Below are 24,471 nucleotides of genomic sequence, written 5' to 3' on the forward strand. Positions count from 1 at the left end.
TGTCCGGGCAGCAGTTCTTTTATCCGTTCCCACGCCTCGTCGCTTATATCGTGCCGGTGAATGCCTTCATTTCTTTTCATGCTTCTATTTTACCTCTTTTCCCCTATCCAGTCCACACTACCTAGAGAATATCAGTTGGGGGTCTTTTGCAAAGACCCTACAGCAATGGGGACTAATTGAAGATGGGCAACGTGTCAAAGGTTACTGGGACAGTAATCAAACATTCTCGCTTGCTGAGCCTAATAGTTCGGTAAATCCTGTCCTTTGGACTCATTTTCGGTTCTATTTTGTAGGATAATGTGCAACACCGTCCGCGGCGGTACAAAATGTTTTGTTTGAAGGAGTATAAAATGAAAGCAAAGAAATTAATGATTGCTGGCTTAGCGGTATGTTTGCTTGGGGGGGGGTATTAGGCTGTAAGAATGAAAATAATACAAATACGGAAAAGGCACGCCGTCTCATTTCCGGTACGACGCGAGCGGCGGAGAGGCGGAAACGCTTCCCCGCCTTTTTTTATGCCCGGACGCGGCGGAGTTCGCCCAGTTGCCTGCCGAGCGGACTTGCCGAAAGGCGCGGATATGCCGGCCCCGTCAACGGGGATGATTCCGTATTTATTTTAAAAATGATGCGATACGTTTATTGTTTTTTGCTGGGGAGATTCTTGAGCGCGGCAATGATAATCGGCGAAAAACTTGCAATAACCGACGTTATCGCAGCTCCCGTCAACCCTTCTTTTGCGAGTATTACACAGGCAACTATGCCTCCCGCTCCAAGAAACAGGGTAAAAATTTGCCCTATAATAGGTATAACAAGCATCGATAGCGAAACCCTGTCTTTTGTTTTTGCGTCAGACACAGCGTGCGTCTCAGCCATTTTCATAATACGGTCAGGAAAAGAAGCGTCAATTTCGCCGAATTTCTTCAGAATATCAGGGCTTGGAATAGGACCGGAATAAATCTCTTGCTGAATATGCGAGAGAGGAAAGCGCTGTTTTGGCTGTACCGAAGGAGTTATCGGTCTATTTTGACGGCTTGCTTTTCTGCTGGTCATACGAAAACTCGTCTATCGCTTGCTGTATGTTGTTGCCAGCCTGAGCAAATGCAAAAGATACTGCCTGCCACGCGGAAACTGCCGATATGGACGCAATATCCTTGTACGGCAACGGCGACAAATCGCCAATGGTGGAAACTCCATACAAAAAATTATTCATATTTTTATATATAGCAAATTTGCGGAAAAGGGGCAAGAACCTATGAGATTTTCGCTGCAAACAACACGGCGTTTGTCGTATTTTCGCTTTGCCTTTATGCCGCGAGCGGCGGGGCACGCCTTATCGAGCGCGCAGTTTTTTTATCCGCTTGTGCCAGAACGCGCGGAGCGCCTCGGCGGCGCGGTACAGCGGATAGGCGAGCGACAGCGGCACGTCGACGCAGCCCGGGCGGTGGATAATCGCGCCGCCGAAGCCCGTCTTGAAGCGGTACAGCCCGTGCATAGGGTGGCGCGCGTCGTCGTCGGGTGGAACGCCGTATAAATCGTAACAGTGGCACCCGTATTTCTTTGCGTCGCGGATCGCCTGCCACTGCAGCAGGTACGCCGCCATAAAGTTGCGCTTGCTGTTTGACGCGGCGCCGTACAGGTACGCCCCTTCGCGCGGGCAAAAAAGCGCGACAATCGCCGCAAACGCGTCGCCGCCGTGTTCCGCAAGATAGAGCCTGACGTCGGGGTTCTTCCGCACGCCGCCGCGCTCGGCAGCGCGCTCAAACAGCGACTGATAATACGCGCGCGAATGAATCGCTATGCCGTCGCGCCGTGCCGTAACGGCATACAAAGCGTAAAAAACCGCGATTTCGTCCGCCGTGCCCCGACGCACCGTAACGCCTTTCTTTTCGGCGAGGCGGATATTATACCGCCATTTGCTCTTCATGCGCGACAAAAGACTCTCTTCCGAGGGCGCAAGGTCGAGCACGACGGTGTCGGGCGGCTGCACCGGCGCGCCGTTTCGGACGCCGGGCGTTTCGCACAGCGCTTTTTTCCACGAAGCGCACTCGGCACTCGTCCTGAACGCTGGCGTCAGGTCGAAGCGGACGCACAGCGTGCCCCGCGGCAGGAACGGGCGCAGCGCTGCGCACAGCACGGTCAGGAATGCGCCCGCGCCGGAAGCCGCGCGTTCGTCGGACGGAGGGATTTCGGGATAAAGCGGGATATACGCGAGCGACCAGCGGGACACGCGCCTGAGCAGAACGGCGAATTGCTCGTCGCCGTGTGCCGTCATCGGGGGCGGCGCGGATATAATCCTGAAAAACAGGGGAGTCCAGCCTTGCGCCTGCTTGAAACGCGCCCAAAACGGCGACTGCAAAAAGCGGGTATTTTCCGGGTGCCGCCGGTCGGCTTCGTCTAGAGAAATCTGCGTCAGCGCGATTCCCTCGCCGCTCTGTCCGCAGACGGCTTTCATGCGTTGTGCGTGCGCGGCTCGGCTGTTTTTTGCGTTACGGCGGGTATTGTGCACAGCGGAGAGTGTAGCATATTTGCGGAGTACGGGAAAAGGCGCGGCGCGAACTTTGCTCGTTTCCCGAAGCCGTTTGACACGGGCAGGCTCTCGCGGCATACTCTTTCGGAATGAGGCAGTGTCGCACGGCAAATAATAAAAAATGCGAAATGCGGGACATTTCGCCGGGCTTGCGCGAGAACTCGTCTGAGTCCCCGAACAAGCACTTCTATCAGGGAGGGCTATCATGGCTGCGAAAAAGCTGCCGAAATCAAACAAGGGCATCAAGGAACTCGACGCCGTCTTTGCGCCCAAGCTGGCGGAAATCAAAAAAAACTTGACCGATGCGGTCATCGGGCAGAAACACGCGAGCGAAATGCTGGGCGAAGACTATGCGGAGGGTCTCGATAAAATCGTCGAGAATACGGATATATTGGCCATGTATGCGATACAGGCGGCGTGTTTTTTCCACTCGGCGGGGAGCGGGGGATTTTCCCCGGAATCGGTGGCAGCGGCTATCGACCACGTCGTCGCCAAGCTCGAATACCCCCGCGGAATCAGCACGGTCATCCGTCACGGTATCTGCGTGGAACTCGTCTCGGTGCTGAAGAGCACGACTGAGGGTATTGTGGAGACGGAGAGCGACCGGGAGCGTCTGAAGGGGCTGTTCCGAGACATTGCCGAACATTACCGCAGCGAGTTTGGGGACAAGCGTACCGAGCTCGTGCTGAGTCGCCTTGAAGAACAAATGGGGAAGTAAGCGGTACAACGGCGAGGCGCAGAGGCAGCCCCTTCGGCACGAGTGGGAGGGTTGCGGACAAGAACTACGGAAATACTCGCGCCAAATGTCGGGTTTGACGGTGCCTCCGTACGCGGCGGTTCGGCTTTTGTGCGTGCTGGCTGCCGTTGCGCTGCACGCGCTGCTTTGTTTTGCGACATTTACAGGCAAGCGGGAAGCCGCCACACCTCTCGGAAGTGCCACGAAGGCGTTGCGCCTTGTAGATATCCGCGAAGCTGCGCCAACGGTGCCAGAGTTAAACGCAACGCAGACCTCTCCAGCGCCGGACGCTGCACCGATGCTACCTATAGACGTGCCGGCGGAGACGGTGGTGCCCGTTGCGGAACTCGCGCTGCCAGAAGATTTCTTTGTGCCTGCCTCCCTCTCTCACGAAATTGAACGCGAGTCAGCCTCGGCGGATGCTTCGCAAAACGCCTCGCGGACGCAGGGAGTCGCCCAAGCCGGGTATGTGTCGGGTGGCTCCTCGCAGACGCAGGCATACCTCCGGCATAACTTTGACGCGCTGTTGCGTAAAATCCGGCGAGCACTCGTATATCCGCCTCAGGCAAAGAAAGCTGGCATACAGGGCACCGTGGAAGTGATCTTCATCGTTCGTGCGGACGGCACGGCGAGCGGGGTGTCGGTGAGCAAGTCGAGCGGGGAGCCGTTGCTGGACGCTGCTGCCGTCGCCGCTATCGCTATGGCGTCCCCGTTCCCGCCGCCTCCATCATCGGTAAAACTCGCAGTGCCGATTGTGTTTGTGCTCAAATGAATGCCGCAAGCTTTTGGGTTGTTTGCACGGGTTAGTCGCCTTCAAACACTAGCGGCGTTCTGCAAGAACAGAACGCCGCATTCAGTCTACACCCAGTCAGCGTTTGTGCGTTAGCCGCGCCGATTCAGCACCGACGTTATCGCGCCGAGCAGTTCGCCGTATGCGGCGAACGCCGGTATCGCCGGATTGTCGGCGGCGATATGCGGCGGCGCGCGAAACAGAAACCCCGCGTCCGCCTCGTTCAGCATTGCAAGGTCGTTGAATGAATCCCCTGCGGCGATAGTCTTAAAGCCGATAGACGCAAACGCCTGCACGGCGCGGAACTTGCCGTTCTGCTGCCGCAGCGTATAGCCGGTAATCATGCCGTCGTCCGCGACGACCAGCGAGTTGCAGAAAATCACCGGCATACCGAGCTTCTTCACCAGCGGCAGGGCAAACTGGGTGAATGTATCCGACAGAATAATCACCTGACAGCGCACACGGAGTTCGTCGAGAAACTCCTTTGCACCGTCGAGCGGGTCGATTTTTGCGACAGTGTCCTGAATAGCCCTGAGCGACAGCCGGTGCTTCTTCAGAATGGCGAGGCGCCGTTTCATCAGCGCGTCATAGTCGGGCATATCCCGCGTGGTGAGGCGGAGTTCCGCAATGCCGGTCGCTTCGGCAAACGCGACCCATATTTCAGGCACCAGCACGCCTTCCAGGTCAAGACAGGTAATATACATACATATCCTTCAAATCGCCGCATTCCGGCTGCTTACTCGGAATCCCCGCTTTGTTTTGCGCGAATCATTTTATGACGTTTATCTTGTGCCCTTCCAAGTTCTGCACGATAAAATCGAAGCCGTCCCGCGACACTTTCTCGTATTTCACCGGAATCTTCCCGAACAGGTCGAACACAAAACCGCCGAGCGTCTCGAACTCGCCGTCGGGGAATGCCGCCTGTATCTCCTCGTTCAGGTCGCATTCCGCTTGCTTGCGGAACTACTGCGCTTATCTGCGAAACTATTGGATATAGGTTTGTTCAGCGCTGGAACAGGTCAAACCAACAGTCGCTCGGACAATGCCCGCCATTAACGGCGAAATGCCAGCGGTCGATTAGGTCGAACCAATCGCCGCAGGACACAGCAAAAGCAGGGCTTTCGCCCTGCTTTTGTGCGAGCCAAAACGCTCAGTCATCATATGAAAACCAGTCGATAGCACCTGCGTCTATAACAATATAGTGGGATTTTTTTCCGTCGCCTTTTGCTACAACGGTGAACCCCGCGTCTTTCAGAATCGTTTCGGCTTTGTTACGATAGTCCTCGCTTTTAAATAAAACACAAATTGACGGCGACATTCTGTTTTCGTGAGCTGCGGAAACCGGCTGCTCCGTATCTTGTCCCCACGTCTCCGTCGTAAAATTGAAGTTTTCGTGCGGACGCGCATAAAACAGCGCCTCCGCGCCGCCGAGTTTTACCTGTGTGCCGTTCCCCGCAACATACGCGGCGTCTTCGTTAAAATCAAGGTAGTGGATGTACTCTAGCCCGACGCCGTGCAGAAACTCCGCGGGGAACGCCGCGAAGCAATACTTAAACGGGTTGTGGGTGACGGACACCACCGGATCGATTCCTGCCGCGCGGAGCCGGTCCACCCACTCCTGAATGTCGATATTGAAATATTCGTAAATATACACCCACCCGTCCCCGTCATACGTGTACCCGTCGCAGTCCTCGTGTATGTTTTTGCCGTTTTTGAAATAAAACGTATAGTCCCCGTTGCCATACTGAGCATAGCCGTATTTGCGTTCCGCGGCGACGCCGAGCGCGCCCGGCGTCGGTTTGTGCCGACATGAAACCGCCATTCCCGCCAAAATGCCCAATACGGCTGCTGCCGCCAAAACTTTCTTCGTGTTCATTTTTATTGTCCTTCATATAAAACATATTTCTGTGCGCATATTGCACCAGAAGCCGACCGCTGCCTTTCCGCCGAACGCCGCCCGTGTCAGAGAATGCTCATTGTTTTTTCATAGAAGCCTCCGTCGAGCTGTATGCCGTCTATGCGGCTTGCGAAGCCGAGTCCCCACAGCCTTTCCCGCTATTATATCAAAGGTTTGGCGGGTTTGGCAACATTTTTTACTGTTTTGCTGGTATCCGCGCGGTGCGCGGGCGACGACCGGATTCTTTCAAAGAAATCCGGCATATAGGTCGGCGCATAGACGAAACCTCTTTTACCGGCGTTCATCTGTGCGCTCGGCAGACGCGGCAGATGCTTATCCGTAGTATGACTATAGGCTTTCGCCTGCAACTAATCCTGCACGAGTGTGCAGGATCTCTCCGCACACTACAGTATGGCGACCTCGCACACTGTAGTATAGAAAGCCTCCATAATTCACAGGGGATAATCCCCGTGCGACCCCTATGCCGAGTTTCCTCAAGAAACTCGGTCGTTGCCCGTGCACTGCACGGGCAACGCAAAAGGCGGGGAAGCGTTTCCCCCTCTCTGTTCCCGCCTTTATGCCCCTGCGCCGCGCGGAGAACGCGGGATATGGACACGCATGGCTATAAAGGCGTATCTATATGCAGTCGGTTTCAGCATACGGGCTTTCGCCACTCGGTTGACTTGCTCGGCAGGCAACTGCTCACTGCCTCTGTTAAGCCCTTAACGCTGCCTCTATGTCGTTACCCGAAGGGTAACGCCGCTGCCTCTGTGCCGCCCAGTAAGCCGTCGCCTTATAGAGCAGTAAGCCGTCGCCTTACAGGGCGGTAAGCTGACACCTGCAAGCGGCAGTGTCGGCTGGCTTGCTCGGCGGGCACAGTAGGCGCTTGCCCGTATCCCGCCGCTGTAGACAAACATGTTGGAACGGCGTATCTATAAGGGCACGCAAGGAGCGTTTCAGATGAACAGACTGGTTTCGGCTCTGGTTCTCGGCATATACCTCGCGTCCTGCGCGCCGGCGCTGCTGCCGCCCGCGGGATCGGCGGAAGCGGGCGGCAGCCCGGCAGAGCCGCGTCCTCGGGACAGGCGGCTGCCGCAATGCCCGACGCGGCGAAAGAGGAGCGCCTCGTTACGGCGTGGCTGAAGAAAATGGCGCAGCAGAACGACCGGCTCAACCAGGCGCTGCGGGAGCAGATCCCCGAAATGATCCGCGAGCACGGCAGGCTGCGCCCGGCGCCCGGCTTTGACCCCGAAAGCGTGTGGGAGAACGCGACGCCGCACTTTTACGCGTATCAGGTGAGCCGCGACGACATAGAAATCTCCAGCGGCAGCCGCGCGGGAGAGATCGTGCCCGACGTCCGTCAGGCGGGCTTCCTTTTTGCCCGCGTGACGGAAGAGGAGCTGGCGGTTACGGAGTACGTCGGCAAGGCGGAGTTCCTCAAGCCGTTTTTCAGGCAGTTCTTCTGCGAGCCGGCAATGCAGCGCGCGGCGGGCAACCTGCCCGCGAGCTTCGCGCCGTACCCGCTGCTCAAAGCCGTCGAAGACAAGGGGCTGAAGCCCGCCGACTACGCCAGCTTTGAGGCGTACTATCACCTCTATCTGCCCGCCTGTCCCGCGCCGAAGGGGCCAAACGACACCAACACGTGGTATATCTACAAAACGGTTACTTTGCCGAAATACCGGGCGGAGATAAATCTTGAGCACCGCGCGTACCTCAGGCAGCTCGACCTGTACGAGCTGGACAGGGACTCGCTGCTTGCGGAAGGCGAAACGGCGCCCGAGCGCGAATACATAATGGGGCAAGGGATCGACTTTGACAGCCCCGATTTTGAGGAGCGGCTCAGCGGCTTTTCGGTGCGGAAGAGCGCGTTTGAGAACGTGGGGGACATACTCGACGGGCACTGGGAGGCGCTGAAGGGCGTGCCCGCGTTCCGGCGCATGTTCGAGTGGGCGGTCGAGAATATCGGTACGTACCTTTCTATGGCGGGCGTCGACACCCGCGTGAACCTGCCGAACGTGTTTCTGTGCCGCTACCGGGTGCAGGTGTACCGCTGCCGCGCGCCGTACCTCGCCGTGTGCGGCGCGGCGCAGGCCGCGGCTTTCGGCTGGCTGGAGGTGCCTGTCCCCGACGTCCACCTTGAGGGGGACAATTCATATATAGACCTGCCGCGCATAACGAGCATAGACAGCAACAAGCTGGGAATCCGGTACGCCTCGTTCGAGACGGCGCGGGAGAACGGGCAGTACGGCTTTTCCGGCTACGGCGGCGAAGGCTCCGCAAAGGGCCGCGCCAAAACTCCCGACCTGAACAATCTTCCGGGGCAGCCCGACCGCTTCGCCATGGGAACGTACCGCGGGGAGAAGAACTACTACCGGGAAATCGACGTGTTCAGAGAGGCGTACCTACAGTGCAACTATCCGTACAAGGTGTTCAGCCGGGCGGCGCTCAGGGGTCTGTCGCTGCCGGAGACGGTGGCGGCGGCTCAGGCGATAACCTTCGGCTCTGTCCCAGAGTACTGGCAGAGCCGCTTTCACGGCAGCGATGACAACCGGGACATCGGCTGGCTCTATCTTGATATAATACTGGACCTTCTGACCATTATCGATCTTGTCGACCTGGTCCACGGGGTGGGACTGCTGCTTCTCTCCAGAATAGCGATGAAAACGGCGGCGCGGGAGGCGCTCGCCATGCGGCACTTTGCCGCAACCGCCATGGACGAGCACTTCGTGATGGAGGGCAGCCAGCAATCCAATGGCTTTAGGCGCGCGTACATTAAATATGTCGGCTCGCAGGCGGGCTTTCCGCCGGCGCAGTTCGGCAAAAAGACTCCGGACGGGTTTGAGTACGCTGTCCTCGGTGACGGGAACGTCTATATGGTGCCGAACTATTTGCACCAGTTTACCACTGTAAAAAAGATTGTGCCGAACCTTGATACCGGCTTCGCAAAGACGACCTTCAACGGGTTCCTGAAAAGAAAAGCGACTGAGCATGTGTGGGAGGAGCACCTGCTGAATATCGAGAACAACCCGTTTTATTTTTCGCCGTTCTCCGCGGCGAGCGAGCACAGGATGTTTTACTTTTCGAGCCTTCACTCCGCCACGATTCCGTCGTGGTCGGGCACCCCGGCAACGTGGTACCTCTTCAAGGTGCCCGTAATGCCGACGTGGGGTCCGTTCAGGCATGGGCTGTTCCCGTTCCCCGTTAAACCCTTTTAAACCCTGAAAGCGAAGGGCACCGCGTTACCCTGCGGGTAACGTTCAAGTTTCTTGAGGAAACTTGACATAGAGGCGGACACCGAACGGACTTTGCCGAGGGGCGATATAGAGCCGCAATGCGGATAAGCGGCTACCGTGTTTATCAAGAAGGCTTTGCGGCGGCTTCCGCATAGTTGCCTACCGAACGGACTTGCCGAAGGGCGGAAACCTCTATGCCGTTCACCCGCCCGGCCCTATGGTGACGTTCGGCTACTGCCGAACGCGGAGAGCCTGCACGCCCGTGTCAGGCTTTGAAACCTGCTCATGTTTGACTGTCAAACCTGCCCGTGTTTGACTATTAAACCTGCTCGTGTTTCGCGTTACCCTGCGGGTAACGACATAGAGGCAGCGGCTAGCGGGGCTGCCGAGCGGGCTTTGCTGGCGGTTTCCGCATAGTTGTCTACCGAGCGAGCCAACCGAAGGGCGTTACCCTGCGGGTAACGTTCAAGTTTTTTGAAGGAATTCGGCATAGAGGCAAGAATCTGCCGGGGCTACCGAGCGGACTTTGCTGAAGTTTCCACCAGCAAGGCTACCGAGTAGGCTTTGCGGCGGGTTCAGCACAGTTGCCTGACGAGCGATTCACCGAAGGGCGAAAGCCTCTATGCCATACTACGGGTAAGCGCCTACCGTGTTTATCAAGAAGACTTGCCGAAGGGCGGCGGCGGCGTCAAGTTGCTTACCGAGCGAGCCAACCGAAAGGCGGGATAAAGCCGTAATACGGGGAAGCGGCTAGCGAGTTTATCAAGAAGGCTTGCCGAAGGGCGATATAAAGCCGTAGTACGAATAAGCGCCTACCGCGGCTACCGAGCGATCCAACCAAAGGGCGAAAGCCTTTGCGCTTGTAATACGGGTAAGCGGCTAGCGGGGCTAGGTAGTGTGGACTAAAGAGGAGGAGAGAGGTAAAAAGGGAGATATGAATGAAATACTCCACAGCAAACTATGGAATATTTCATTAAAATCGTTTTCGGCACCCTCAAACGCTGGCGAGGAATCGCTACGCGCTATGCAAAGCTTACCGTTTCCTTCATCGTTGCTATTCATATCAGGTGTTTTCCTTTACATCCACCTTCAAGTCCACACTACCTAGCCGAGTTTGCGGCGATCCCCTGCAAGCGGTAGTGTCGATCCCCTGCAAGCGGTAGTGTCGGTCGGCGTCATAGAGCCGCAATACGGATACGCATTTACCGTGTCTGCCGAGCAAACCGACCGATAGGGGCGATATAAAGCCGTAGTACAGGTAAGCGCCTACCGTGTTTATCAAGAAAGCTTTGCGGCGGCTTCCGCATAGTTGCCTACCGAGCGGACTTGCCGAGGGGCGGAAGCCTCTATGCCATAGCACGTCTTCGTTGTGTGGCAAACGTCGAACGCTACGTTCCTAGGAACACGGACGGCAGACATACCAATTATTTCTTTTCCCATCTATGCTGTCGCGTTTTTATCTGAGACAACGCGAATTTTGCGGTTAGATTTTACGCGAAGCAATGCATCAGCTTGCATAATACCTTTGATATACGTTATAGTTACGAAACTTATATGGGCGCTTAGCTCAGTTGGGAGAGCGTTTGGTTTACACCCAAAATGTCGGCGGTTCAAACCCGTCAGCGCCCAAAGACAAGCAGTTTCTATATAAATGTTTATATATTTCTGTATAGCTGTCGAAAAACAAGAAATCAAGTAAGCTACGACACCACAGTGTTTTGATAGGTGCAGTTCTGCACATTTTCTGCAAAAAAACCACCCCAAAGCGGTAACATCAGTATCAATACACATGTTATTACTCTTATCTAGTCAGCGTGAACTAGGTAGTATGGACTGGAAGGCAGAGGAGCACACACCTGACATGAATGGCGGCGATGAAGGAAACGGTGAGCTTTGCGCAACGATTCCTCGCCAGTGCTTGAGGGCGCGGAAGACGGTTTCAATGACATGCCGATACAGCTCATGATTGTACGCTCGCTGCTCTTTCCGGCTTTTAACCGGAGGGATGACTGCTGCTATATCCGCTTCCTTAAGCATGCCGAGCAGCTCGTTCGTGTCATACGCCTTGTCTGCGAGGAACGCTTCCGTCTCCAAACCATCCATAAGGAGAGGCGCTTGGTTGCAGTCCGCGACAGTACCGCTTGTCACAATGCCGCTTGCCGGTATCACGTACTCGTCAACTGCCAAATGTAACTTGCTGTTCAGCTCCCTTTTGTGCGGCTAATGTCCTGACTGCCGCCTTGTGCCCCGCATGCGTCCGCGTGTGCCTTGATATACATCGAATCTATCATAAAGATATCCCCGGCAGGCTCGCCTATTGCGGCGGACGCCAGTATTCTCCATATTCCCTTATCCTGCCAGCGGCAAAACCGCTTGTGTATGCTGTTCCAGTTCCCGAATTCTGGCGGTATATCCCTCCACGGAGCGCCTGTACGCGTCTGCCACGCTACCGCGTTGATAAACAAGGCGGTTGTCTTTCGTCACTCTCCCGTGCTTCCCTTCCTGTCCGGGCAGCAGGTCCTTTATCCGTTCCCACGCCTCGTCGCTTATATCGTGCTGGTGAATGCCTTCATTTTCTTTCATGCTTCCCATTTTACCTCTTTCTCTTTATCCAGTCCACACTACCTAATCTGATAATGTGCCCTTTGCAATTTTAATCGGCGGCTAATGTTTGGCAAAACGCGCCGGTCGTTCCGGTCGAATGTGATAAGGCTTGCGGTGCCAATTCCGATAGTGTGGCGGAAATCACCATATGGAGTATTTTCTCCAAACGAATAAGGACGGTTGACTTACGCGGCGTCAATGTGCCCCACTGCGGCATGTTGACGTGTACAATCCAGTCGCCGGGCTCGATACCCAAAAGAAAGTTTGTGCGGTGCCATGCTTCTTTTTCGTCTTTGTTGTATTCTTGCCACGCGCGCGTTTTCAGCGCGTGTAAATCGGCGGAATCAAACCACCCCCACCCGAAACGCGAAATTCCGCTTTTAAGCGAGTCATGTATAAAAGCGATAATATCCTGAGGCGGTTTGTTAAACACCCATATGTTCATGATTTTCTCCAAATAATTTTTTTAATCTCTGCTTTGTGTTCCAAATGCGCAGCGTGCGCCCTTTTGCAAGCGGCACACTGTCCGCTATGCGTTTGTATATATATCAATTTCGCGGCAAATAGACAAGGGATAATGTAACACTCTTTTTGCCTTCTACCTCGCGTTCTGATTCGCCGAATCCGTAACGCCAAATGGCTCGTTCGGCACAGCGAATATTGGCGGCGTGCTTCCGGGTTTATTTTTCCCGGTCCTTTATTTCCCGCATGAGCGCCTGTACCGCTGCGTCCAGCACAGAATCCACGGTTATGAGTTTCTCGATTTTGGCGACGGAATACATGACGGTGGTATGGTCGCGGTTGCCGAATTCGGCGCCGAGCTCCGTCGTCGAATACTCCGTCAGCTTGCTTGCAATATACAGGGCGACGTGCCGCGGTTCCGCGATTTTCTTGCGGTGCGATTTTCCTTTAATGTCGGAAAAAGATATATTGTAGTGGTCGGCGACGGCTTTCTGAATCGCCTCGACGGAAACCGCGCCCCCCTTTGGGGAACAGAATATGTCGCGGAGCTGCTGTTGCGCGGTTTCGGGCGTGACGGCGGTTTCGGTAAGCTCCGCGTATGCGACGATTTTAGCCATAGCCGCTTCAAGGTCGCGGACGTTGGTGCTGACGTTCTGCGCGATAAGGTCAAGAACGTCCGGCGGAATGTCCTTGTGTGCAATCTCCAGCTTTTTCTGCAGGATTGCCTTCCGCGTCTCATAGTCCGGCGGCAACAGGTCGACGCTGAGCCCGCTGGAAAACCGCGAGGTCAGCCGCTCATTCATGCCTTTCAGCTCGGAAATCGGGCGGTCGCAGGTGAAGACCATTTGCTTGAACGCCTGGCTCAGCGCGTTGAACGCGTAGAAAAGCTCTTCCTGTGTCGCCATCTTTTTTTGCAAGAAGTGAACGTCGTCGAGCAGCAGCGCGTCGGCGTTCCGGTATTTGTTCTTGAACTCCTGAGCCTTTTTCGCCTGAAGCGAGTTTATGAAGTCGTTGGCAAAGTTCTCCGCGGGAACGTAGATGATTTTGCCGACTCCGGCTTGAAAAAGCGCGTTGCCGACCGCCTGCGTCAGGTGCGTTTTGCCCAACCCGACACCGCCGTAAAACAGCACGGGGTTATAGGCTTTGCCGGGATTCCGCGATATCGCGAGCGCGGCGTTGTATGCGAAAGAGCAGTTGTCCCCCGTCACGAACGTTTCAAACGTATAGTCCTCTCGGAGCTGCGGGTGCCGATTCTTCGGCGGCGCCGCTTCGCCTGAATGCCCGGCGGGGTGCGCCGATTTGCCGAAGAGCGCTGCACGGGATTCCGAAGACACAGGCGTTTCGTTCGCCGCCGCAGGGGAAGCGTTTTTTTTCCTGATTTCAAAGCGAATGCGCAAATTCTGCCCCGACAGTTCGGCGAGCTTGCTCTTCAGGCGGCTGGTATACCCGCGGCTATTGAGCTGGTCGCGGTAAAACGCGGACGGAACGCCGACGGCGATTTCCCGCTCGGCGGAACCGAGATAATCGGCGCCGAACCAGAGCACAAACTCCTGTTCGTTTCCCGCCTCTTTGAATTCTTCCCGAAGCTGCTTGAGCGCTTCCTCCCAGAACACGCGATAATCCCACTCTGCCATAACGCCGCCTTTACCTTTCTTGTGCGGGAATATATACTGCATTTTTATCTCTCTGACAACGCTCGGCATAAAAATCTTTTAAGGAAAACATGAAAGCAACTTATTCCGCGACGAACATTCAGGTGCTGAAAGGGCTTGACGCCGTCCGAAAGCGCCCAAGCATGTATATCGGCTCGACGGGACCGGACGGACTGCACCATCTGGTGTACGAAGTGGTCGACAACAGCATAGACGAGGCAATGGCGGGATACTGCGATAAAATCCTTGTGGTGCTGGAGAAAGACGGCGTCGCCCGCGTCGAGGACAACGGGCGCGGCATTCCGGTCGACCTGCACCCCGAAGAGGGAATCAGCGCGCTGGAACTGGTGCTGACGCGGCTTCATGCGGGGGGGCAAATTCGACAAAGGCTCGTACAAGGTTTCGGGCGGGCTGCACGGCGTGGGCGTTTCGTGCGTCAACGCGCTTTCGGCGTGGCTTGAGGCATACGTCAACGTGAACGGCAAGCGATATTTTCAAAAGTTTGCCGCCGGGGACGCGGCGGATCCGGTGCGGGAAGTCGCGCCGGATTTCGGGGCTGACCCGCAGTGCTCGCTCATAAAGCAAGGTAACCGCGCCGCGACGGGCACCGCTATTCGCTGGCTCGCCGACCCGTCGGTTTTTACCGAGACGACCGCCTACAGTTATGACGTGCTGGCGACGCGGCTCCGCGAACTGGCGTTTCTGAACAAGGGCATTACCGTTGTGTTCCGAGACGAGCGGCTCCCGTCACCAAAAGAAACAACCTTCCGCTTTGAGGGCGGAATCCCGCAGTTTGTGTCGTATCTGAACGAGAACCGGAACTGCATTCCGGCGGAACCCGTCTTTATCGGCGGCGAGAAAGACGGGGTGGTCGTGGAGCTTGCGCTGCAGTACAACGACGGCTATACGGAAAACATTCTCTCGTTCGTCAACGACATAAAGACGAAAGAAGGAGGCACGCACCTCGAAGGTTTCAAGGCGGCGCTGACCCGCGTGATGAATGCGTTTCTGGCGAACAACGCCAAGCTGCAAAAAAAGGTGGACAAGGACGAAAAGCTTACGGGCGACGACGTGCGCGCGGGCTTAAGTGCGGTGCTTTCAATCAAGGTACCGGAACCGCAGTTCGAGGGGCAAACGAAAACAAAACTCGGCAACAGCGAGGTGCGCGGAATCGTCGATTCTCTGGTGAACGAGCACCTGACGGTTTATTTCGAGCAGAACCCAAAAGTTATCGAGCGGGTGCTAGAAAAGGGCGTCGCGGAAGCAGCGGCGCGCATTGCGGCGCGGAAGGCGAAGGAAGCGACGCGCCGGAAGAGCGGACTGGACAGCTTCGGGCTGCCGGGTAAGCTGGCGGACTGTTCGGCGAAAGACCCCGCGCGCTGCGAGGTGTATATCGTGGAGGGCGATTCGGCGGGCGGTTCGGCAAAGAAGGGGCGCGACTCGAAAACGCAGGCGATTCTGCCGCTGTGGGGCAAAATGCTCAACGTGGAGCGGGCGCGGGTCGACAAGGTTGTTACCAACGAAAAGCTGCAGCCGATTATTGCGACGCTCGGCACGGGAATCGGGAACGAGTTCAACATAAGCAAAATCCGCTACCACAAAATCATCATCATGGCGGACGCCGACGTCGACGGCTCGCATATCCGCACGTTGCTTCTGACGTTCTTCTTCCGCCACATGAAGGAGCTTATCGAGCAGGGCTACGTGTATCTCGCCGTGCCGCCGCTGTTCAAGGTGTCGTTCAACCGCAAGGAGCGCTACGCATACGACGACGACGAACTGAAGCTGGCTATGAAGGAAATCGGGCGCGAGCCGGAAAAGATTTCGGTGCAGCGCTACAAGGGTTTGGGCGAAATGGACGGAATCCAGCTCTGGGACACGACTATGGACCCCGCCCGACGCAAGATGAAGCGGGTAACGCTTCCCGACGCGGTCGAAGCCGACCGGCTTTTCAGCACGCTCATGGGCGAAGAGGTGGAGCCGCGCCGGAAATTTATCGAAGAAAACGCGAAATACGCGAATCTGGACGTGTAAGCACAGAACCGGTTGCATTCGGGCTTTGCCGAACGTTCGAGTTTGGCAGAGAAGCGAAGCGCATACACGCGTATGAGTCACGGAAACACGCGTTCCCCTTGCGGGTAACATTCGAGTTTCTTGATAGAGGCGAAGGCGGATAAGGGGCAGAAAGGTTTAAACCTCTCTGCCCTTGCCTATATGCGCAGCAAGCTGTAAGTTTACTGCAAATTCGGACGTTCCCCGTAGAAGAACGCGAGGCTTGCAAACGTTTGCGCGGGTCATATAAACATTAGTGAAAATCCTTCGAACGTTAGGTAGCGTGGATGAGAAGGTAGAGGAACAAACATCTGACATGAATAGTAACGATGAAGGAAGCGGTGAGTTTTGCGTAGTACATAGCGATTCTCTGCCAGCGCTTGAGGACACGGAAGATATTTTCAATGACATGCCCGATACAGTTCATGATTGTACGCTCATTGCTCTTTTCGGTTTTTAACCGGAGGGATAACGGCTGCTATATCCGTTTCCTTAAGCATGCCGAGCAGTTCGTTCGTGTCATACGCTTTGTCCGCACGGAACCGCTTCCGCTTCCAAGCACTCCGTACGGAGAGACGCTTGGCTACAGTCCGCGATAGTGCCCGCCTGCCGGTATCCCGTACTCGTCAACTGCCAAGTGCAATTTGCTGTTCAGCCCCTTTTGTGCGGCTGATATCTTGACTACCGCCGCGCGCCCCGCATGCGCCTTGATATATGTCGAATCTATCATACATCTCCGGCAGGCTCGCCTATTGCGGCACCCGTCGGCGTTTTCCATATTCCCTTGTCCCGCCGGCGGCAAAACCGCTTGTGCACGCTGTTCCGGTTCCCGAATTCTGGCGGTATGTCTCTCCGCGGAGCGCCTGCGTGCGGTCTGCCGCGCTGCTGCGTTGATAAACAAACGGCTGTCTTTCGCCGCTCCCCCATGCTTCCCTGCCTGTCCGGGCAGCAGTTCTTTTATCCGTTCCCGCGCCTCGCCGCTTATATCGGTGCTGATGAATCCCTTTGTTTCATATCTCTATTTTACCCCTCTTCCTTCTCTTTCGTCCACGCTACTTAAAGAAAGCTCTAACAAAAACGCCAAACCGTCCGTTGCAAAACCTTGCCGCCTGTGCAGAAGCAAATATGGATTCAGCTTATGAAAAACCCGAAACACCAGCGTATTTTTTCTCCTACTAAATTACTAGAAAATTATCGCAAAATGCTTCCCCATTCTCGACAAAAAGAGTATACTTATATTCGTGAAGTGTATTGAGTTACCCTTGCCTGAACGCGGCGATACGGTTGTGGTGGGAATGTCGGGTGGTGTCGATTCCACCCTGAGCGCAATGCTGCTGAAAGAACGCGGCTGCACGGTTATCGGTGTTACAATGTCGCATTGGAGCGGAGACGGCGCAGGTGAAGGCACTCGTAGCGCAATGCGCCGTGCCGCTTGCTACGGACCGGACGAAGCACTCGATATAGCTGAATGCCGCGCTTTTTGCAAAGCGCAGGATATTGCCTACCACGTGGTTGACGTCCGCGAGGTATATGATAAAGAAGTACTCGGCTATTTCCGCCGCGAATACCGGAGCGGGCGTACCCCAAACCCGTGCGTCCGGTGCAACGAGCAGGTTAAGTTCGGCGCATTGCTCGACGGCGTGAAACAACTCGGTATTGATTACGACTATTTTTGCACAGGGCATTATGCGTCGCTCGTGTGGCTCAACGCTTCTCCTTTTCCGAATTCCCCGACCGCCGTATTTATCCGCGCCGCAGAAGATAAGTCAAAAGACCAGACATATTTTCTGTACCGCGTGCCGTCCTCCGTGCTCGAAAAAGTGCGTTTCCCGCTTGCACCGTACACCAAAAAGCAGGTACGCGAAATGGCGGCAGGGCGAAAGCTTTTCTGCGCAGACCGAAGCGACAGTCAGGATTTTGTTTCTGACGGGTATTTCGACTCGCTTTTTCAGGATAAAGCGTCGATACCGGGCGACATTGCAGACCTTGACGGCAACGTATTGGGGCAACATTGCGGAATTGAGCATTACACCGTCGGACAACGGAGAGGACTCGGTGTCAGTTCCAATAGTCCACTGTATGTGCATTCGATAGACGCCGCACAGAACCGCGTGGTATTGTCCAAAAATGACGACCTGCTATGCAAAGGACTCACTGCTGACGATTGGGTGTGGGCAGGAGGCTACGAACCTGCCTCTGCGTTTCACGCTAAGGTAAAAATCCGCCTTTCATCTTTGCCGGTTAGCGCAACGATACGCCCTGTTTCTTCAAATAAAAATTATTTCGGCACGGCGGGCGAAACCAGCAAGACGTGGGAAATTATATTTGATACTCCGCAGCGCGCGATAACACCGGGGCAATCAGCAGTGATATATAAAGAAGACATTATTGTGGGGGGGGGGATTATTTCCAACGGTATACATGAATAAACGAATCTACCTTGACTACAACGCGACGACTCCGCTTTCCGAGGAAGTGCGGCAGTTTTATATTGCGGAACTTGGGTCATACGCGAATGGGTCAAGTCTGCACGAAGACGGGCGCGTTGCGGCAAAAAAAATTACGGTGGCGCGGGAACAGGTCTCGACGCTCGTCAACGTGAAACCAGAAGAAATTATCTTTACGTCGGGCGGCTCCGAGTCAAACAATATGGTATTCAACACGATGATTGAATTCAGCAAAAAACGCGGACGCAATCTGATAATTACAACGGCGATAGAACACCCCTGTGTGCTTGAATCTTCCAAGCGACTTGCTTCCAGTTTCGATATGGACGTGCGTTATCTGCCAGTTGACGGCGACGGTATGGTCAAAATGGACGCTTATCGTGCTGTGCTTGCCGAAAAACCGCTGCTTGTGTCGATTATGACGGCGAACAACGAAATCGGTACGGTGCAGGATATCAAAACGCTCGCGACGATAGCGCATGAGGCGGGGGCACTGTTTCACACCGACGCAGTGCAGGCGGCGGGTAAAATCCCCGTTGACTTGTTTGCGTGGAGTGTCGATTACGCGACATTTTCGGCGCATAAAATATATGCCCCAAAAGGCGTTGGCGCACTGTATGTAAAAAACGGCCGTCCCATTGAGCCGTTTATCCGCGGAGGACACCAGGAACACGGGCTTCGCGCTGGTACCTACAACGCGCCTGCGATTGCTGCTTATGGCTATGCCGCTGAGCTTGCACGGAAGGAGCTTCCTGTCTACGAAGCACACACTCGTACTTTGCGAAACCGGCTTCGCGACGGACTACTTGAATTCGTCCCCGGCGTCTGCATAAACGGGCATTCAGTGAACGTGTTGCCCAATACACTTGACGTATCGTTCTCCGGTGCGGAAGGTGAAGCGATCCTGTTACACCTTGATTTGCTCGGCGTGTCCGTTTCGACTGGTTCCGCCTGCGCGTCGGGTAGTCTTGAACCGTCGCACGTGCTCATGGCAACCGGACTGGGACCAGAACTGGCGCACGGTTCAATTCGCTTTAGCTTCGGCAAATATAACACTGAATCTGACGTTGATTTTCTACTGGAACATATCCCGCCAGTCATTGCGCGTCTACGGAAAATGTCTTCGGTTTCTTTTTGTGGAATGACAGATATAGGGAATTTAGCATGAACGATTGGCTGTATTCGGACACGGTGAAAGAGCACTTTACCAACCCGAGGAACGTGTTATACGAAAATGAATCAACATGGAAGCATGACGGACGGGGTGTCATTGGTAATATAAAATGCGGCGATCAGATGCTAATGCTGATTCGCGTCAAAGACGACATGATTGTTGATGTGCGCTGGAAGACTTACGGCTGTGCGAGTGCCATTGCGTCAACATCGATCCTGTCCGAAACAATTAAAGGGATGCTGATTAGCGAGGCGTATAAGCTCAAGCCAGATGATATTGTTGCACGACTTAACGGACTTCCCCCGAATAAAATCCACTGCTCTGTACTCGGCGACAAAGCACTCCGTGCCGCAATCGACGATTACCTTGCAAAAGCGGGTCGCCAATCGTTTAGGGGACAGGAACATGCGGAAGTAATTTGTCGTTGTTTGAATGTTACCGACCGCGACCTTGAGGAAGCTTATAAAAAAGGCGACCGAACGTGGGAAAATTTACAGGCGCGAACGAAGCTCGGTACGGCGTGTGGATCGTGCAAAGAACACGCTATGGAAAAAATGCACGAGTTTGAGCATCTGTACGAGTAAGCGTACTATAAATGGTATCTTTTTAAAATTTTTATAGTTGTATTTGTTTAAATCACGAAGTATAATCGACTTTATTTGAAGTATCTGCAACCTTTGATTACGATACTCTAAACCTTCCGGTTTTAAAAACGCCTAATCGGCTGTTTTTGAAAGTACCAAGTTAGATTGGTTTAAGTTATATTGAATAGACGCCAAGAATGCTGTTTTGTGCAGAGTTTTTCGTTGCTTGCTGGGTGCAGCGACTTGACAACAAATATATGTTTAGTTGACGTTAATCAACATAATCTATTGTTTATCTGCTTTAATATACTGTTAAAACCTATACGTAAAATCATATAACACGGAGAAATACTGAATGGCACTGATTCAAAGACGGCGTTTTAGTGATATATCCGCCGACGAAGATCATTTGAATGCGAATATTGAATCGAATTTCAATATTAATCCCGCACAAAACGAAACCTCAAATGATTCTATAGAAATGAGTTCCACTGAAAGCGGAGCTGTTTTACCGAATCATTCTATATCGGCAGTACGAAACAATAGTGCGCGCGTTGCCCGTCCGAGAACAAATACAATGCGTCGTCGTTCTCCGATTCATGCGGGACAGAAAGGCGAAAATGGAAATCACACAGGAGCAATACGTCAAGAAACACAAAACATTGCTGCAAACAACGAAGAAAGGCACGAGGCAAAACCGCATCTTTTTATTAATGAACTGATATTTATGGGAATGAACGGTTTGCGCGACATGGCAAATCAGTACGGTATTCCACCGGACGACCTTGCACCGATGAAAAAGCAGGAACTTATCCTTGCGATTTTAAAAGCACACACCGAGCATAATGGTATTATTTTTGCCTCCGGTGCGCTTGAAACCTTACCGGATGGCTACGGTTTTCTACGTTCCCCGCAAAACAGCTATTTACCCGGTTCAGACGATATTTATATATCACCAAGCCAAATCAGATTGTTTAATCTGAAAACTGGTGATACGGTATTTGGGCAAATCCGTTCTCCAAAAGAAGGCGAACGTTTTTTCTCGTTGTTGCGGGTTGAAAATGTCAATTTTGACGAGGCAAAAAACGCGCAAAACCGTATCCCGTTTGAAAACCTTACCCCCTTGTATCCAAACGAAAAATTTAATCTTGAAACAGATAGCCCAGACCTTTCCTGCCGTATAATGAATCTGTTTTCACCTATTGGCAAGGGGCAACGCGCACTCATCGTCGCGCCGCCGAAGGCCGGAAAAACGATTTTAATGCAAAAGATTGCGAATGCAATTACAGCAAATCATCCCGAAGTTTATATCATTGTACTGCTCATTGACGAACGACCTGAAGAAGTTACCGAAATGGAGCGCTCCATTAAAGCGGAAGTCATTTCGTCCACGTTTGACGAGCAGGCGACACGTCATGTGCAAGTCGCCGAAATGGCGCTTGAAAAAGCAAAACGACTTGTCGAGCATAAACGTGACGTAGTCATATTCCTTGATTCAATTACGCGCCTTGCCCGTGCTTATAATCAGTCGGTACCCACTTCCGGCAAGGTGTTGTCGGGTGGTGTCGATTCGAACGCACTCCACAAGCCGAAGCGGTTTTTTGGTGCAGCGCGGAATGTGGAAGAAGGCGGAAGTCTCACTATTATTTCGACGGCACTGATTGAAACCGGTAGTCGCATGGACGAAGTTATTTTCGAGGAATTCAAGGGCACAGGCAATATGGAAATAAACCTTGACCGAAAGCTCGCCGACCGCCGACTGTTTCCCGCAATCAACATAAAAAAATCAGGTACACGCAAAGAGGAATTGCTTCTTTCCGAGGAAGAATTGCAGAAAATCTGGGTATTACGGAAAGCAATTAATCCAATGGATGACGCAGAAATCATCGAACTGTTGCTTGACAGAATAAAGAAAACTAAGAATAATGAAGCATTCCTGCGTTCAATGAATACGCTGGAATCGTGACAAACAACAAGGAGGTCAAAAATGAAAAAAGGAATTCATCCAAAATACGAACCGACAACGATTACGTGCGCGTGTGGCAACGTGATTGAGACGCGTTCGACAGCGAAAGACATTTATGTTGAAATTTGTTCGGCGTGCCACCCGTTTTTTACTGGCAAACAAAAGTTTGTCGATACAGCAGGGCGCATCGAACGTTTTAACAAGCGGTTTAATATCAAAAACTAAGATTTTAATTTGCGCTATTGTCAGTATTCCAAAATAGTGATGCATATATCTCCGCCACTTATGTAAGATATTTATTCACTTCGGGTAAACACCTCGCACCTGGGTGGTTAATATCGAAAAACTACTATGATAACTGAAAGGACGAATGAATATATCCCTATTTTAGAAACAGGGAACGGAAGGTGATCAGGTGCATTTTCTTGTCCAATCGATGCCAACATACAGTCCGACAAAAAAAATACTAACAACGATAAAGGGTATAGTATTAAAAATATTTGAAAGGCATCCAGAAGCTAGAAAATAACTATGGGGGAGGAGAATTCTAGGTAGCGTGGACTAAAGAGGAATAGAGGTAAAATGAGAGACATAAATGAAATACCCCACAGCAAGCTACGGGGTATTTTTTTTAGACACAATTTCAGTCAACATAGTGTAAGTTGCTTATCACAGTAAATTTTTTGATACTTTATCATATATCTTACTTGGTTTTCACATATTCGCTGTCATATTCCCCTGCCGTCCCAATATAATACACTCGGTCCCCAACCTCTCCACCCTATAACAGCCTCTTCTTACTTTTTTACTATTTCGCTCGGTAGGCGGGCATTTATCCGGCAACTCAGCAAGCAAAGCGGTTAAATTGACGAACGGCGTGTGTTAAAGTTTTGCTGTCCTTGATAATGCAAGTCCACTATCGCTACTTCAAAACTATCTCTACATAATCTCCGGACATTCCAAACTGATTCATAATATTTGCGATTCTGGTCATAAACGATTTTGCGGAAGCGTTAATGTGAATAAACTCCAAATCGTCTTCTAAAACAGTGCTTTTGCTGTCCCAAGCGTTATTTTCAAAAGTTTTGTAGCGTTTACCAGAATCAGTATGTTCGTCAATTAAGGACTTGAAATTCTTCCACTTGATAATAATATGTTCCTTGCCAAATAATTTTTCTTGATTCACAAGAATAGAATCATAATCGTAATCGGCACTTTTCTTTATCCATTTAAGAAATTCAATAAAAACATCTTGCCAAGTTCTTACAGCAATTACGTCAGATTTAATTAAAAGTTTTGACGGTTTGTTTCCTTCTGCAATTTCGCCCGCTTCATCATCAAGAGGTGAAAAATTAACCTTCTCGATACTTCGCGTATTCCAATTATTAGACGTTTTATAAGCATCGGGAAGGGGGAATGTTTCCAAAAACCAAGCAATCATATTTGTTTGGTGGTCTTTAATAGCTGTGTCATTCCAAGAATTTCGACATATAACGTCTAACCTAAAATTAAGAGAGGATTTGTTTAATTTGTCTTTTTTATCGGCAAATGATTTGTTTCCTATTTCGTCGTTAAATTCAGTAAGAATCAAATTTCCAATATTATGAAGATATTGTTTGTGTATATTTTCGCTATCGTCGCCTAATTCGTCTTTCCAAAAATCAGAAAATGTTTGAGGCATAATATGTTCGATACTGATTTTAGGGTTTCGGAAATCAACAGCCACTTTAGTGTTATTTTCTTCAATTTTCCCTAAAATGAATTTTGAATATTTTTTTACATCATTATAAAAATCAATTGTTTTCAGCCGTTCGCTAACTTCCTTGTCATTAGGCGTTCTCATTTTATAAAACATATTTGACAACAATTCTATCATTGAAGTTGTTGAATTAGACAAATCACGTATTTTATCGCTCAGTAAAACAATACTTTTGTTTTCGCCTTGTGCTAAACCAAGAATACGCCTGCGAATAAGATATGTACGAATCACTTCTAAAATTTCAATCAATTTATTATCGCTTAATTTAAGTCTACCAACACCTTGCTGATTATACTCAAGCAAACCCAATATAAAAGACTTAAAAGCTTCCGCTTTAATATCGTGGAAGATATTGCGCAGCAACTCTTTTATTTCTTTGTCTTTTGTAGCGTCATAAGAGATTGTATCGGTTACGATTTCTGAAATAATCCATTTGTACCAAGTAACAAAACGAATTATATCATTAATAAAATCTTCATGCGTAGGAAATTTATCGGTTACATACTCTTTGAATATCTGATAAACTTCCTTAGTGTTGCTATCAGCTTTTTCATCGCTAACTGTTTTTATTAAACTTACCGTCTTTTC

Annotated in this window: 21 protein-coding genes, 1 tRNA gene and 4 pseudogenes; 12 read left to right on the forward strand and 14 right to left on the reverse strand. The window is 52.1% G+C overall.

What is annotated here, in order from left to right; translation table 11 throughout:
* Nucleotides 1-636 precede the first annotated feature (636 nt).
* The 3 genes from AWU74_RS11225 to AWU74_RS09320 all read right to left on the reverse strand — a co-directional run bounded on the left by AWU74_RS11225 (nt 637) and on the right by AWU74_RS09320 (nt 2,452).
* Nucleotides 637-1,050 (reverse strand): hypothetical protein, encoded by a 414-nt coding sequence (locus tag AWU74_RS11225; RefSeq protein WP_162481469.1) that lies wholly within the window; start codon nt 1,048-1,050, stop codon nt 637-639.
* A complete protein-coding gene (locus AWU74_RS09315; protein ID WP_162481468.1) occupies nt 1,019-1,210 on the reverse strand; it encodes a hypothetical protein in 192 nt (63 codons plus the stop codon). Before AWU74_RS09315 ends, AWU74_RS11225 begins: the two co-directional genes overlap by 32 nt.
* Nucleotides 1,211-1,330: 120 nt before the next feature.
* Complete coding sequence (locus AWU74_RS09320) at nt 1,331-2,452, reverse strand: lipid II:glycine glycyltransferase FemX (RefSeq protein WP_062329113.1); 1,122 nt, start codon at nt 2,450-2,452, stop codon at nt 1,331-1,333.
* 280 nt (nt 2,453-2,732) lie between these two features.
* On the opposite strand from AWU74_RS09320, the gene AWU74_RS09325 reads away from it, so the two are divergent.
* Together AWU74_RS09325 and AWU74_RS09330 are read left to right on the forward strand one after the other, a co-directional pair.
* Nucleotides 2,733-3,245 carry a hypothetical protein gene (locus AWU74_RS09325; RefSeq protein ID WP_062329117.1) on the forward strand — a complete coding sequence of 171 codons (513 nt, stop codon included), beginning with the start codon at nt 2,733-2,735 and terminating at the stop codon, nt 3,243-3,245.
* A gap of 100 nt (nt 3,246-3,345) precedes the next feature.
* Entirely contained in the window at nt 3,346-4,035 is a 690-nt protein-coding gene (locus tag AWU74_RS09330) for a TonB family protein (protein WP_238580310.1), read from the forward strand.
* A 110-nt stretch (nt 4,036-4,145) separates the two neighbouring features.
* Here AWU74_RS09330 and thrH read toward each other — a convergent pair whose 3' ends face one another.
* The 4 genes and pseudogenes from thrH to AWU74_RS12385 form a co-directional block, all read right to left on the reverse strand.
* The gene (gene thrH, locus AWU74_RS09335) at nt 4,146-4,757 is read right to left on the reverse strand and encodes a bifunctional phosphoserine phosphatase/homoserine phosphotransferase ThrH (RefSeq protein WP_062329123.1); all 612 of its coding nucleotides are present in this window, start codon (nt 4,755-4,757) and stop codon (nt 4,146-4,148) included.
* Between the two features lie 64 nt (nt 4,758-4,821).
* Nucleotides 4,822-4,992: pseudogene (locus AWU74_RS11230) on the reverse strand (HlyC/CorC family transporter associated domain-containing protein); the annotation flags it as partial.
* A gap of 211 nt (nt 4,993-5,203) precedes the next feature.
* Nucleotides 5,204-5,929 carry a hypothetical protein gene (locus tag AWU74_RS09340; RefSeq protein ID WP_062329126.1) on the reverse strand — a complete coding sequence of 242 codons (726 nt, stop codon included), beginning with the start codon at nt 5,927-5,929 and terminating at the stop codon, nt 5,204-5,206.
* 182 nt (nt 5,930-6,111) lie between these two features.
* On the reverse strand, nt 6,112-6,318 hold the full coding sequence (locus tag AWU74_RS12385; RefSeq protein WP_062329129.1) for a hypothetical protein: 207 nt from the start codon (nt 6,316-6,318) through the stop codon (nt 6,112-6,114).
* Nucleotides 6,319-7,047: 729 nt separating this feature from the next.
* On the opposite strand from AWU74_RS12385, the gene AWU74_RS09350 reads away from it, so the two are divergent.
* The 4 genes from AWU74_RS09350 (at nt 7,048) to AWU74_RS09355 (ending at nt 10,812) form a co-directional block, all read left to right on the forward strand.
* Nucleotides 7,048-9,165, forward strand: a complete 2,118-nt coding sequence (locus AWU74_RS09350; RefSeq protein WP_062329131.1) for a hypothetical protein — start codon at nt 7,048-7,050, stop codon at nt 9,163-9,165.
* A gap of 582 nt (nt 9,166-9,747) precedes the next feature.
* Entirely contained in the window at nt 9,748-9,912 is a 165-nt protein-coding gene (locus AWU74_RS12390; protein ID WP_187151010.1) for a hypothetical protein, read from the forward strand.
* Between the two features lie 231 nt (nt 9,913-10,143).
* Entirely contained in the window at nt 10,144-10,323 is a 180-nt protein-coding gene (locus AWU74_RS13065) for a hypothetical protein (protein WP_238579955.1), read from the forward strand.
* A 416-nt stretch (nt 10,324-10,739) separates the two neighbouring features.
* Nucleotides 10,740-10,812, forward strand: a tRNA-Val gene (locus AWU74_RS09355).
* A 190-nt stretch (nt 10,813-11,002) separates the two neighbouring features.
* Here the strand turns inward: AWU74_RS09355 and AWU74_RS11240 are convergent.
* From AWU74_RS11240 to dnaA, 3 genes and pseudogenes are all read right to left on the reverse strand, one after another.
* A pseudogene (locus tag AWU74_RS11240) lies at nt 11,003-11,766 on the reverse strand (IS5 family transposase).
* A 70-nt stretch (nt 11,767-11,836) separates the two neighbouring features.
* Nucleotides 11,837-12,232 carry a hypothetical protein gene (locus AWU74_RS09370; RefSeq protein WP_162502657.1) on the reverse strand — a complete coding sequence of 132 codons (396 nt, stop codon included), beginning with the start codon at nt 12,230-12,232 and terminating at the stop codon, nt 11,837-11,839.
* 235 nt (nt 12,233-12,467) lie between these two features.
* Nucleotides 12,468-13,883 (reverse strand): chromosomal replication initiator protein DnaA, encoded by a 1,416-nt coding sequence (dnaA, locus tag AWU74_RS09375; RefSeq protein WP_062329156.1) that lies wholly within the window; start codon nt 13,881-13,883, stop codon nt 12,468-12,470.
* An 89-nt stretch (nt 13,884-13,972) separates the two neighbouring features.
* Between dnaA and gyrB the strand changes: the two are divergent.
* A pseudogene (gene gyrB, locus AWU74_RS09380) lies at nt 13,973-15,935 on the forward strand (DNA topoisomerase (ATP-hydrolyzing) subunit B).
* A 292-nt stretch (nt 15,936-16,227) separates the two neighbouring features.
* Here the strand turns inward: gyrB and AWU74_RS12395 are convergent.
* The 3 genes from AWU74_RS12395 to AWU74_RS09385 form a co-directional block, all read right to left on the reverse strand.
* On the reverse strand, nt 16,228-16,380 hold the full coding sequence (locus AWU74_RS12395) for a hypothetical protein (protein ID WP_187149497.1): 153 nt from the start codon (nt 16,378-16,380) through the stop codon (nt 16,228-16,230).
* A 156-nt stretch (nt 16,381-16,536) separates the two neighbouring features.
* On the reverse strand, nt 16,537-16,683 hold the full coding sequence (locus AWU74_RS12400) for a hypothetical protein (protein WP_162481485.1): 147 nt from the start codon (nt 16,681-16,683) through the stop codon (nt 16,537-16,539).
* Nucleotides 16,680-16,880: a transposase gene (locus AWU74_RS09385; RefSeq protein ID WP_059370695.1), complete on the reverse strand. Its 201-nt coding sequence runs from the start codon at nt 16,878-16,880 to the stop codon at nt 16,680-16,682. The genes AWU74_RS12400 and AWU74_RS09385 overlap by 4 nt, the downstream gene beginning before the upstream one ends.
* A 335-nt stretch (nt 16,881-17,215) precedes the next feature.
* On the opposite strand from AWU74_RS09385, the gene mnmA reads away from it, so the two are divergent.
* The 5 genes and pseudogenes from mnmA (at nt 17,216) to rpmE (ending at nt 22,349) form a co-directional block, all read left to right on the forward strand.
* Nucleotides 17,216-18,382, forward strand: coding sequence for a tRNA 2-thiouridine(34) synthase MnmA (mnmA, locus tag AWU74_RS09390; protein ID WP_238580309.1), 1,167 nt, complete (start codon nt 17,216-17,218; stop codon nt 18,380-18,382).
* On the forward strand, nt 18,375-19,568 hold the full coding sequence (locus AWU74_RS09395; RefSeq protein ID WP_062329146.1) for a cysteine desulfurase family protein: 1,194 nt from the start codon (nt 18,375-18,377) through the stop codon (nt 19,566-19,568). Before mnmA ends, AWU74_RS09395 begins: the two co-directional genes overlap by 8 nt.
* Nucleotides 19,565-20,158 carry an iron-sulfur cluster assembly scaffold protein gene (locus AWU74_RS09400; RefSeq protein ID WP_062329149.1) on the forward strand — a complete coding sequence of 198 codons (594 nt, stop codon included), beginning with the start codon at nt 19,565-19,567 and terminating at the stop codon, nt 20,156-20,158. The genes AWU74_RS09395 and AWU74_RS09400 overlap by 4 nt, the downstream gene beginning before the upstream one ends.
* Nucleotides 20,159-20,876: 718 nt before the next feature.
* A pseudogene (gene rho / locus AWU74_RS09405) lies at nt 20,877-22,124 on the forward strand (transcription termination factor Rho); the annotation flags it as partial.
* Between the two features lie 21 nt (nt 22,125-22,145).
* Nucleotides 22,146-22,349, forward strand: a complete 204-nt coding sequence (gene rpmE, locus AWU74_RS09410; RefSeq protein WP_062329153.1) for a 50S ribosomal protein L31 — start codon at nt 22,146-22,148, stop codon at nt 22,347-22,349.
* A 697-nt stretch (nt 22,350-23,046) separates the two neighbouring features.
* On the opposite strand, the gene AWU74_RS09415 is transcribed toward rpmE, so the two are convergent.
* A partial coding sequence (locus tag AWU74_RS09415; RefSeq protein WP_162505177.1) for an HNH endonuclease family protein occupies nt 23,047-24,471 on the reverse strand: 1,425 nt, incomplete at its 5' end.

This window comes from Treponema endosymbiont of Eucomonympha sp. (assembly GCF_001028545.1).